An 11175-nucleotide genomic window follows, 5' to 3' on the forward strand; every position below is an offset into this window, starting at 1 on the left:
ACCCCAGGCGGAGGCACTCCCGGTGGCGCTCCGGGTGGTGTTCCCGCCGACGGCTCGGGGAACGCGGGTTCCGGCCCCGGCACGACGAGCAACGGCGACCTCGCCGCGACAGGAGCCGACAGCGCGCCGTTCCTCCTCGCCGGGGTGCTGCTGCTGGCAGTCGGAGCGGGCCTCGGCATCGCGCGCAGGCGCCGGCGTCTCGGGTGATCGACTGAACGACGCTCGGGTGCGACGAGGGGATCGGCACGACGTTCGCGTCGTGCCGACCCCCTCGCGTTGCCGACTGTCCCGCGGCGTCAGGAGTTCACGCGGATGATCTCCTGCTGGTACGGCGCGATCACATCGCCCGAGACGCGCAGATCGAGAAGCAGGAAGGGCCGTGAGGACGGGTCCTCCTCGACCCAGTTGGCGAGACGGTCGAGATCGGAGAGCGTGCGCACCACGACGCCCTCCGCGCCGACGGCCGCACCGAACGCGGCGAAATCGACCTCAGGGATGCGCATGGGTCCTTCCGCCAGTCCCTTGAGACCGTAGAGGTTGACTTCGGCTCCGTAGGCCGCGTCGTTCCAGACCACCGCCATGCCGCGTCCTCCCGCCGCCCGGACGGCCGACTCCAGATCAGCGATGGCCATCAGCCCGCCGCCGTCGCCGGAGGTGAGTACCACGGTGGACTCGCGGCGCGCGAGAGCGGCCCCGACGACGCTCGGCCAACCGAGCCCGATCGACTGGAACGCGGTGCCGACCATCATCATGCGGTCGGGGGCGGCGACCGGCCAGTACATGTTCGCCCACCCGATGAAGTGCCCACCGTCCGACACCACGACGCGGTCTTCCGGCAGCAGCTCGGCGATGCGACGAGCGGCGGAGCGCGGGTCGAGACGCCCGTCGGGGGCGAGGTCGTCGCCGCGGTCGTAGGTGCGTGCGGCCGCCACGTCCACGCTCTCGCGCCAGGAGTGCGCCGAGCCGGCGTCTCCTATCCGCGCCACGAGCTCTTCCGCGGCGAGACGGGCGTCCGCACGGACGAAGCCTCCGACGTGGGCGTGCGTCGCCGCCGCCGCGATGTCGATCTGGAAGACCCGGGTCCCCGGCGCGAACAGGTCGCCGAAACGCATCGTGAACTGGTTCAAGCCCGCTCCGAAGACGACGGCGACGTCTGCAGATCGCACGAGCTCCATCGCTCCGTCCGCCCCGAAGCCACCGGTCACACCGAGGTCGTACCTGGTGTCGGGGAACACTCCGCGGCCCAAAGCGGAAGAGGCGGTGAGAGCGCCGGTGGCCGCGGCCAGCTCTCCCAGCGCGGTGCTCGCACCGGACAGCCACGCGCCGCGACCGGCGAGCAGGAACGGGCGCTCTGCCCCGGCCAGGGCGGTGGCGATCTCGTCGAGCATCGCATCGGCGAATTCGCCGCGAGGGGCGAGCGGGGCCGGGATCCGGGGTGAGGGAGCATCCGGCACCTCACCTGCTTCGAGCGCTGCGACGTCATAGGGGATCGCGAGGACGACGGGCACCCGGTACGTGAGGGCGTGCTCGATCGCGATGACCGTGGTGGCGGCGGCGTCGGCCCGTCCGACCGTATAGGTGCGGGCGCCGACCGCCGAGGCGAGGGCGATCTGGTCGACGTCCCACGGGCGGGGGCCGGACGTGGGCTCATCGCCGACGACCAGCACCAGAGGCACCCGCGCCTGCACGGCCTCGGCGAGGGCGGTCAGCGTGTTCGTGAAGCCGGCTCCGTACGTCGAGGTGCCTGCGGCGATGCGACCCGAGGTGCGGAAGTGGGCGTCGGCTGCGACCACAGCACCCTGCTCGTGACGGACGGCGGTGAACACCGCATCCGTCTGCGTCTCGATCGCGTCGAGGAAGTAGGCGTTGCCGTTGCCCATCACTCCGAAGACGGCATCGATGTGCTGGGCGAGGGTGAGGGCGACATGGGCGGACACGGAGGGCATGGGAAAGCCTTTCGAGACAGGGACGGAGGAACTGCGGGATCCGTATGTGTCTCGCCTCCGCGTCTTCGCGAAGTGCTTCGTGCCTCTTTTTCAGGCACCGGCCTGGCCGGACCAGCTCAGTCTATCGGCGAGCGAGCCCGCAGAGATGCGGGAGAATGCAGGAATGACTGATGCGGAGATCGAGCGCGAGACACTCACCTGGGACGGCTTCGGGGAGGCGACGCGCGATCTGGCACGAAGCATCCTGGACAGCGGCTTCATGCCGGAGGTCGTCGTCGCCATCGCCCGGGGCGGCCTGCTCCCGGCAGGGGCGATCGCCTACGGGCTGGGCGCGAAGAACTGCGGCGCCATCAACGTCGAGTTCTACACCGGCATCGGCACGGTGCTCGACGCGCCCGAGGTGCTGCCTCCCGAGCTCGACATGGCGTACCTCGATGGCCGCCGCGTGCTGCTGGTCGACGACGTCGCCGACTCCGGACGCACGCTCGCCCTGGCCGTGCAGCTGCTGAAGGACAAGGGCGCCGATGTGCGGTCGGTCACGATCTACACCAAGCCCTCCACGATCATCCAGCCCGACTTCGCATGGAAGGACACCGACCTCTGGATCAACTTCCCGTGGTCGTTCCGCGGCACCGTGCGGGAAGAGGACCTGGGACTCGCCCCGTCGGCCTGAATGCCGTCGGCCTCAACGCGGTCCGCCTGACTCGCGTGGTTCGTCAGCCGCGCAGCAGGGAGCGCAGCGTCTGGATCGTGTCGGCTTCGGCCGGCGACTTGTCGGGCCGGTAGCCCTTCACCCGGGCGAAACGCAGCGCGACACCTCCCGGATACCGCGGAGAGCGCTGCACGCCGTCGATGGCGATCTCGACCACGACATCGGGGCGCAGGAACACGGTCGACGCCGTGCGGTGGGTCTCATGCTCGGGGAACTCCTCGGTCTGCCAGCGCAGCAGCTCGTCGGTGAGGCCCTTGAAGGTCTTGCCCACCATGACGAATTCCCCGGGGTCGCCGAACTCGCCGTCGGGGTCGCGCGCACCCAGGTGCAGGTTCGACAGCCATCCCCGGCGGCGGCCCGAACCCCACTCCGCGCCGAGTACGACGAGATCGAAGGTCAGCACGGGCTTGACCTTGACCCAGGACTTGCCCCGACGGCCGGCGGCGTAGGGGGCGTCGAGACCCTTGACCACCACGCCTTCATGGCCGGCGGCGAGGGCTTCGTGCGACAGCTGCTCCGCGGCATCCGGGTCGTCGGTCACGATGCCGGGCATCCGCCAGTCGCCGGCCACGCGCTCGAGCTCGGCGAGGCGGATCGAGAGCGGCTCGTCGATCAGGTCGCGTCCGTCCACGTGCAGCACGTCGAAGAACCATGGCCGCAGCACCAGTTCGCGGGAGGCATCGGCACCGAACCTCGACATCGTCTCCTGGAAGGGCCTGGGCCCACCGTCTTCATCGAGCGACAGCGTCTCGCCGTCGAGGATGACATCGTCCACGGGGAGAGCGCGCACGATCTCGACGAGTTCCGGTACGCGGTGGGTGATGTCGGCCAGGCTCCGCGTGTAGACGCCGACGTCGTCGCCGTGACGGTGCACCTGGATGCGAGCACCGTCGAGCTTGTACTCCACCGACGCCGTGCCGGTGATCTCGAGTGCAGCCGATGGCGTCGCCGCGGTGGAGGCGAGCATGGGAAGGACAGGGCGACCGACTTCGAGGCCGACCGCGTCCAGCGCGTCTGCGTCTTCGGTGAGGGCGACACGAGCGGTCTCGCCGAGATCGCCGGAGAGCATGGCGGCGCGGCGCACGAGGGAGAGTGGCCGGTCGGACGCTCTCGCGACCGCGTCGAGAAGGACGCCGGACAATGCCCCGGTGCGAAGCTCGCCGAGCATGGCGCGGACGAGGAAGTCCCACTCGGCGGCCGTCGCTCGCGAGCCGAGCTCGCCGAGGATCCCGGTGCGGGCTGCCGCGGAGCCTGATCCGGAGGCGGCGGCGAGGGCGGTGAGCGAGGCATCGACGTCGCTCACCGTGAGGGTGGGATCTTCCGCATGCGTGATCTCGATGGCGGCGAGTCCCCGCCAACCGACGCCGAGCCGTCCCTGGCGCGGAGCGGCCAGCAGGAGCCCCATGACGGCTGGGAGCTCGTCCGCTGCGGAACGCGCCAGCAGCCGTGCGAGGGCATCGATCTTCGTGAGGCGGGACGCCGTGGCGGAGACCTCTTCTGCCGTGGAGACGACCTCGGAGAGCATCATCTCCGTATTGTCGCATCGGCCTCCGACGCTGGAGACGACGCTGCCGAGAAGCGGGAACCCGGACGTCAGCGCCCGCGGAACTCGGGCCTGCGCTTCTCCTGGAACGCCGCGAAGCCCTCGCGATAGTCGTCGGTGTCGCAGAGCGCGGCCTGTGCGGCGTTCTCGATCCCGACCGCATCCCACAGGGCGAGTCGCTCGTCGCGGATGCGGGCGAGGAGCTCCTTGCTCGCGAGGAACGCCGCCGTCGCACCGCGAGCGGCGGCGGCGGCCGCGTCGGTCGTGGCCTGCACCACCTCATCATCGGGGAACACGCGGGAGAACAGGCCGGACGCCACGGCCTCGGTGCCGCTCATCAGGCGTCCCGTGTAGATGAGGTCGAGCGTCTTGTGCGCGCCGAGCCGATCGAGGAAGAGCGCGTGTCCGCCGGAGTCCAGCGTCGCACCGAGGGCGGCGAACGGGGAGCCGATCTTCGCCGATTCCGCCACATAGACCACGTCGGTCGCGATCAGCAGGCCGAGGCCCACGCCGAGGCAGGCGCCGTGGGCGACAGCGAACGTCGGCGCGGGGAACCGCGACATGCGCTGCAGCAGAGGGGTCACCAGACCGCCGAGATAGCCGAGCACATCGTCGTCCCGTGGGTCGACGCCGGAGATGTCACGCCCCGCGCAGAACGCGCGCCCCTCGCCACGGAGCACGAGTGCTCGCACTCCCGCAGCCTCGGCCTCGACATAGGCGGCATCCAGTTCGGCGAGTGCCCTCTCGTCGAGAGCGTTCAGCTTCGATGGCGCGTCCAGCACGATCATGGCCACGTCGTCGGCGATGGTGAGGTCGATCATGGGCGCTCCTCGATCAGACGTCGTAGTCGACGACCACGCGGTCGCTGGTGGGGTGGGACTGGCAGGTGAGCACGAAGCCGCGCTCGAGCTCGTCGGGCTCCAGGGCGTAGTTCTCGGTCATCGTCACGCTGCCCTCGATCACGCGTGCGCGGCAGGTGCCGCAGACTCCGCCGGCACAGGCGAACGGAGCGTCGGGCCGTACGCGCAGTGCCGCATTGAGCACCGACTCCCTGGCGTCGACGGGGCTCTCCACGGTCGACGAGACGCCGTCGAGAGTGACCTCGATACGCACCGTCTTCTCGCCGGCACGCACCTGCACCGGCCGTGCCGCGCGCACGGGTTCATCACCCGTCGTGAACAGTTCGAAGCGGATGTGGGAGCGGTCGACACCGTGGTCGGCCAGCACCTCGCGACACAGGTCGACGAGAGCGAGAGGGCCGCACAGGAACCATTCGTCGACGGTCGACGGGGGGATGAGGGTCGCCAGGATCGTGCGGAGCTTCTCCTCGTCGATGCGCCCGGAGAGGACGGGAGCGGCCCGCTGTTCACGGGACAGCACATGGTGCAGCACGAGTCGGGTGGGGTAGCGGTCCTTGAGGTCGGCGAGATCTTCCAGGAACATCACGTCGAGCGTGGCGCGGTTCGTGTACAGCAGGGTGAATCGCGACGTGTCCGACCGGGTGAGCACAGTGTGCGCGAGGGCCATCAGCGGCGTGATGCCGGAGCCGGCCGCGATCCCCACCACGTGCCGGTCGTCGAGGTCGGGCAGAGCGGAGGTGAAGGTGCCCTGCGGGCTCATCACGTCGATCTCGAAGCCGGCGTGGAGACCGGTCTGCGCCCACGTGGAGAAGAGACCTCCCTCGTCCCGCTTCACGGCGACGCTCAAGCGCGTGTCCTGACCGTCGCCGCGGTGTTCCGGGGCGCGGCACAGCGAGTAGGAACGCCGGACTTCGACGCCGTCGAGTGTCGTGCGCAGCGCGACGTACTGACCGGGCAGGTGGTCGTACTCGTCGGCGAGGGCGGCGGGAACCGTGAAGGTCACCTCGACAGCGTCGTCGGTGAGCGGGCGCACGTCTTCGACCGTGAGGGTGTGGAACCGGGCGCGCTTGCGGGGTGCGGTCTCGCGGGGCGTCGTCGCCTGCGGGATGGGCGCTGGCGCGGAGGTGAAGAGCGACATGTCAGTGCACCTTGAAGTGGTCGAAGGGTTCGAGGCAGGCGCGGCACTCGAACAGGGCTTTGCATGACGTGGAGCCGAAGTGGGAGACCTCGCGCGTGTCGAGCGACCCGCAGCGGGGGCAGCGCACGCTCAACGCCAGGCGGATGGGGCCGGTCGACACGGCGGCGCGGCCCGAGGGCGGTGCGATGCCGTACTCGGCGAGCTTGCTCTTGCCCGCCTGTGTCATCCAGTCGGTCGTCCAGGCGGGGGAGAGGACCAGGCGCACGAACACCTCGTCGAAGCCGGCGGCGGTGAGAGCCAGGACCACATCGTCGCGGATCGTGTCCATCGCGGGGCAGCCGCTGTAGGTCGGGGTGATGTCGACATGCACCGCGGTGCCGTCGACCTCCACCGCGCGGAGCACACCGAGGTCCTCGATCGTGAGCACAGGAACCTCGGGGTCGGGCACGGAGGCAGCGATCCGCCACGCGGCCTGCGTCGGCGTGAGAGTCACCATGTCGCCCCCGGATGTCTGCGGGCGAGCACCTGCATCTCGGCGAGGATGTGGCCGAGCGGGGTCGCGTGCGCACCGGTGCGCCCGCCGGCCGACGACGACATCACGGCGGGCACCGAGAGCTCCGCTTCCGCGAACACCGTCTCGACCACGCCGTCGAAAGCAGGCCGCAGCGTCGACGGCACCACGGCCGCGTCGCCGAGCCGCGCGATCAGATCGTCGTCGCGGAACAGCTCATCGACGTACGGCCACACGTCGCCGAGTGCGCGGATGATCCTGGCGCGCGACTCCTCCGTGCCTCCGGCGAGACGCAGGATCCACTGCACGGCGTGGTCGCGGTGGTAGTCGACCTCCTTGAGCGACTTCTCCGCGATCGCGGCGAACGTCTCGTCGCTGCTGCCGCGCAGGGCCGAGTACAGCTCGAACATGTACGTGGCCACCACGAACTGGCGAGCGATGGTCTGGGCGAAGTCGCCGTTGGGCTGCTGCACGATCCATGCACAGCGGAAATCGGGTTCGTCGCGGAAGAAGGCCAGATCGTCTTCGCTGCGCCCGTCGAAGGACCCGGCGTAGTGGAGGAACGAGCGCGCATGACCGAGCAGGTCGAGGGCGATGTTGCCCAGGGCCACGTCTTCCTCGAGCTCGGGAGCGCGGGATATCCACGCGCCCAGCTGCTGCGAGAGGATCAGCGCGTCGTCGCCGAGACGAAGTGCGTACTCCGCCACGTCGGCCGATGCGGCGACCGCGCCGGTGCCTGACAGCTCCTGCGCCAGGTCGAGTTCGTCGACCGAGACGTTCCCGTGCACGTCGATGTCCTCGTGCACCGTCTCCTCGTGCACCGTCTCCTCGTGCACCGTGTCCTCGTGTGCCGTGCTCACAGGTGCGGCACTCCCTCTGAGGCGGTGTAGTACACGGCGTGGCGGTAGTTCTTGCCGGCGGGACTCTCGAAATAGGCGCCCTTGGCGTCGGGGTCGCTCGTGGTGATCGCGTCTGCGGGGGCGACCCAGATCGAGACGCCCTCTCCACGACGCGTGTACAGGTCGCGCGCATTGCGGATCGCCATCTCGGCGTCCGGCGCGTGCAGCGAGCCGACGTGCACGTGGCTCAGTCCGCGGTTCGCTCGGACGAAGACCTCCCACAGCGGCCAGGGCTCGCGCTCGTCGGCGCCGGGCGTCGCCATCACGCCACCGCCTTCGTCTTCGGCGACTGCTTGCGCGCGTACTCGGCCGCGGCCTCGCGTACCCAGGCGCCCTCTTCATGAGCCGTCCGGCGGCGTTCGAGGCGTTCGGCGTTGCAGGGCCCGTTGCCGCGCACCACCTCGAAGAACTCGTCCCAGTCGATCTCGCCGATCACGTACTGTCCGCTCTCCTCGTCGAAGTGCAGGTCGGGGTCGGGCAGCGTGACGCCGAGGACCTCGGCCTGGGGCACGAGCATGCCGACGAAGCGTTGGCGCAGCTCATCGTTGGAGAACCGCTTGATCTTCCACTTCATCGACTGCGCCGAGTTGGGGGACTGGTCATCGGGCGGCCCGAACATGGCGAGGCTCGGCCAGTACCAGCGGTTCACCGCATCCTGAGCCATCGCGCGCTGCTCCTCGGTGCCCTGCATCAGGGTGAGCAGGATCTCGAAGCCCTGACGCTGGTGGAACGACTCCTCCTTGCAGACGCGCACCATGGCGCGGCCGTAGGGGCCGTAGGATGCCCGGCACAGCGGCACCTGGTTGCAGATCGCGGCGCCGTCGACGAGCCAGCCGATCGCGCCCATGTCCGCCCAGGTCGGGGTGGGGTAGTTGAAGATCGACGAGTACTTGGCCTTGCCGCTGATGAGCTGGTCCATCATCTCGTCGCGCGTGGTGCCGAGGGTCTGGGCGGCGGAGTACAGGTAGAGGCCGTGACCGGCCTCGTCCTGCACCTTGGCCATCAGGATCGCCTTGCGCTTGAGGCTCGGCGCGCGCGTGATCCAGTTGCCCTCCGGCTGCATGCCGATGATCTCGGAGTGCGCGTGCTGCGAGATCTGCCGCACCAGTGTCTTGCGATACGCGTCGGGCATCCAGTCGCGGGGTTCGATGCGCTGCTCGTTGGCGATGAGCTCGTCGAACAGGCGCTCCTCATCGGAGATCTCGCCCACCAGGGACAGGTCTGCAGGACTGGTCATCATCGACTCCTCGGCATCGGGCCATCTTTACTGACCGATCGTTTGGTAATTCTGACACAGTGGACTGCCGGATTCAAGACGGCGGGGTCAGCGCGAGCGGGAGATCAGATCGAGGAGGGCGCGGCCGTACGCCTCTGAGGGGTCGGGGTGCTCGAAAGCGAGCAGCTCGCCCCCGACCTCGATCTCGACGCGGAAGGAGTCCTCGAGGCGCACCAGCGAACGGAACGTGCCGCGGAGCAGATCGCGAAGCTGGTCCTCCCGCGGCAGCCATACGGCGTCCGCGAGCGTCACCGCGTCGAGCGCCCACTCCGTCGTGCCGTTGAACGCCAGATCGGTGCCGCTCGGCGTCTGACGGGCCTCGATCGTCATCTCACTCACGGTGAAGACGTCGGCCTCCGCTTCGAGTTCCACGTCGTCGGGGAGATCGAGCTGGAAGCGGTCGCCATCGGCCGGATGCCAGATCAGTCCGGTGTCCCGCAGGGCGACGGCGAGCTCGCGTGTGATCATCCCCTCACGCTAGACGACGGCACTCGCCCGGGGCCCGGCGAACCTGTGGAACGCGACCACGGGTGTCGGAGGTGTGGGAGGTGTGGGAGGTGTCGGAGGTGTGGGGCAGAGTGGGGGGATGACCGCCGACGCCGCTGCAGCATCCCCCGAGGCCGCCGACCTCCGCGAGTCCGCCCGTGCCGCGCTGCGCGAACTCGTCGGACGCCCGGATGCCGATTTCCACGACGGACAGTATGAGGCGATCGAGGCGCTCGTCGAAGGGCGCCGCCGCGCGCTCGTGGTGCAGCGCACCGGGTGGGGCAAGTCCGCTGTCTACTTCGTCGCCACGCTCCTGCTGCGTCGGCAGGGGGCGGGCCCGACCGTGCTGGTGTCTCCGCTGCTCGCCCTCATGCGCGACCAGATCGCCGCCGCCGAACGTGCGGGGGTGCGGGCCGTGGCGATCAACTCCACCAATGCGCACGAGTGGTCGGATGTGCTCGCGAAGCTAGATCGCGATGAGGTCGATGTGCTGCTGGTCTCTCCCGAGAGGCTCAACAACCCCGCCTTCCGTGAGCAGCAGTTGCCGGCGCTCGTCCGGCGCATCGGGATGCTGGTGGTCGATGAGGCGCACTGCATCAGCGACTGGGGGCACGACTTCCGTCCCGACTACCGCCGCCTGCGCGACCTGATCGCCCAGATGCCGCCTGACGTGCCGGTGCTCGCGACCACGGCGACCGCCAACAGCCGTGTCGTGGCCGACGTGGCCGAGCAGCTCGGCAGCCTCCGAGCGGACGACGGGGCGGCCGCCGACGCCGATGCGGTTCCGGTGCTCACGATCCGCGGGCCGCTCGCCCGGACGTCGCTGCGACTGGGAGTGCTGCGCCTGCGCGATTCGGCGAGTCGCCTCGCCTGGCTGCTGAGCCACCTCGACGACCTTCCCGGTTCCGGCATCATCTACACGTTGACGGTCGCGGCCGCCGTCGACACGGCACGCCTGCTGCGTGAGCACGGCCACGACGTGCGTGCCTACACCGGGCAGACCGACCCCGACGAGCGCGCCGAGTCCGAGGGGATGCTCAAGCGCAACGAGGTCAAGGCTCTCGTCGCCACGAGCGCGCTGGGCATGGGGTTCGACAAGCCCGATCTGGGTTTCGTGCTGCACCTGGGCGCGCCGTCTTCCCCCGTGGCCTACTACCAGCAGGTGGGTCGTGCCGGACGTGCCAGCGAGAGCGCGGACGTGCTGCTGCTCCCCGGCGTCGAGGACCGTGACATCTGGCACTACTTCGCGACAGCTTCGATGCCCGATCGTGAACGAGCCGAGCGGGTGATCGGGGCCCTCGGCGACGTTCCGATCTCGACGCCGGCGCTCGAGGCGATGGTCGACATCCGCCGCACGCCGCTCGAGCTGCTGTTGAAGGTGCTCGACGTCGACGGGGCGGTCCGGCGCGTGCAGGGCGGGTGGGTCGCGACCGGTGCACCCTGGAGCTACGACGCCGAGCGGTATGAGCGCATCGCCGCCGAGCGTGTCGCCGAGCAGCAGCACATGATCGAGTACGAGCAGACCGACGGGTGCCGCATGGAGTTCCTGCAGCGCGCGCTCGACGACGACACGGCCGCTCCGTGCGGGAGGTGCGACAACTGCGCGGGGGAGTGGTTCCCGCGGGAGATCGGTGCCTCCGCGAGCTCGCAGGCCGTGGAATCGCTCGACCGCGTCGGAGTGCCGATCGAGCCTCGTCGTGCCTGGCCGACCGGTGCGGACCGGCTGGACGTGCCGGTCAAGGGGCGCATCCCGGCAGAGGAGCAGGCGAGTGAGGGGCGCGCACTCGCGCGTCTCACCGATCTG

The 11175-nt window shown here is 69.8% G+C and carries 12 protein-coding genes; 3 read left to right on the forward strand and 9 right to left on the reverse strand.

The features are described 5' to 3' along the window. Positions 1-207 (forward strand): LPXTG cell wall anchor domain-containing protein (locus DSP71_RS00440; protein ID WP_113680090.1); only part of this gene is annotated, 207 nt, incomplete at its 5' end. An 89-nt stretch (positions 208-296) separates the two neighbouring features. On the opposite strand, the gene DSP71_RS00445 is transcribed toward DSP71_RS00440, so the two are convergent. Beyond that, a complete protein-coding gene (locus tag DSP71_RS00445) occupies positions 297-1946 on the reverse strand; it encodes a thiamine pyrophosphate-binding protein (protein WP_046748857.1) in 1650 nt (549 codons plus the stop codon). A 163-nt stretch (positions 1947-2109) separates the two neighbouring features. Here DSP71_RS00445 and DSP71_RS00450 point away from each other — a divergent pair, with 163 nt between their 5' ends. Then, the gene (locus tag DSP71_RS00450) at positions 2110-2619 is read left to right on the forward strand and encodes a phosphoribosyltransferase (RefSeq protein WP_046748858.1); all 510 of its coding nucleotides are present in this window, start codon (positions 2110-2112) and stop codon (positions 2617-2619) included. A 43-nt stretch (positions 2620-2662) separates the two neighbouring features. Here the strand turns inward: DSP71_RS00450 and DSP71_RS00455 are convergent, their stop codons facing one another. The 8 genes from DSP71_RS00455 to DSP71_RS00490 form a co-directional block, all read right to left on the reverse strand. Next, positions 2663-4186, reverse strand: a complete 1524-nt coding sequence (locus DSP71_RS00455) for an ATP-dependent DNA ligase (RefSeq protein ID WP_113680091.1) — start codon at positions 4184-4186, stop codon at positions 2663-2665. A gap of 65 nt (positions 4187-4251) precedes the next feature. Then, entirely contained in the window at positions 4252-5022 is a 771-nt protein-coding gene (locus DSP71_RS00460; RefSeq protein ID WP_113680092.1) for an enoyl-CoA hydratase/isomerase family protein, read from the reverse strand. Between the two features lie 13 nt (positions 5023-5035). Next, on the reverse strand, positions 5036-6199 hold the full coding sequence (gene paaE, locus DSP71_RS00465; RefSeq protein WP_113680093.1) for a 1,2-phenylacetyl-CoA epoxidase subunit PaaE: 1164 nt from the start codon (positions 6197-6199) through the stop codon (positions 5036-5038). A gap of 1 nt (position 6200) precedes the next feature. Continuing rightward, positions 6201-6695, reverse strand: coding sequence for a 1,2-phenylacetyl-CoA epoxidase subunit PaaD (gene paaD, locus DSP71_RS00470; RefSeq protein ID WP_046748862.1), 495 nt, complete (start codon positions 6693-6695; stop codon positions 6201-6203). Further along, positions 6689-7570 (reverse strand): 1,2-phenylacetyl-CoA epoxidase subunit PaaC, encoded by an 882-nt coding sequence (gene paaC, locus DSP71_RS00475; protein ID WP_374939222.1) that lies wholly within the window; start codon positions 7568-7570, stop codon positions 6689-6691. The genes paaD and paaC overlap by 7 nt, the downstream gene beginning before the upstream one ends. Next, positions 7567-7872, reverse strand: coding sequence for a 1,2-phenylacetyl-CoA epoxidase subunit PaaB (gene paaB, locus DSP71_RS00480; RefSeq protein WP_017828375.1), 306 nt, complete (start codon positions 7870-7872; stop codon positions 7567-7569). Before paaB ends, paaC begins: the two co-directional genes overlap by 4 nt. Then, on the reverse strand, positions 7872-8846 hold the full coding sequence (paaA, locus tag DSP71_RS00485; protein WP_113680096.1) for a 1,2-phenylacetyl-CoA epoxidase subunit PaaA: 975 nt from the start codon (positions 8844-8846) through the stop codon (positions 7872-7874). Before paaA ends, paaB begins: the two co-directional genes overlap by 1 nt. 87 nt (positions 8847-8933) lie before the next feature. Then, on the reverse strand, positions 8934-9353 hold the full coding sequence (locus tag DSP71_RS00490; RefSeq protein ID WP_113680094.1) for a pilus assembly protein CpaE: 420 nt from the start codon (positions 9351-9353) through the stop codon (positions 8934-8936). A 118-nt stretch (positions 9354-9471) separates the two neighbouring features. Between DSP71_RS00490 and DSP71_RS00495 the strand changes: the two genes are divergently transcribed. Beyond that, positions 9472-11175: ATP-dependent DNA helicase RecQ (locus DSP71_RS00495; protein ID WP_147251145.1), on the forward strand; the 1704-nt coding region annotated here is incomplete at its 3' end.

The sequence above is a fragment of the Microbacterium sp. H6 genome, assembly GCF_003314775.1.
In the GTDB taxonomy this organism is placed as follows: Bacteria; Actinomycetota; Actinomycetes; order Actinomycetales; family Microbacteriaceae; genus Microbacterium; species Microbacterium oxydans.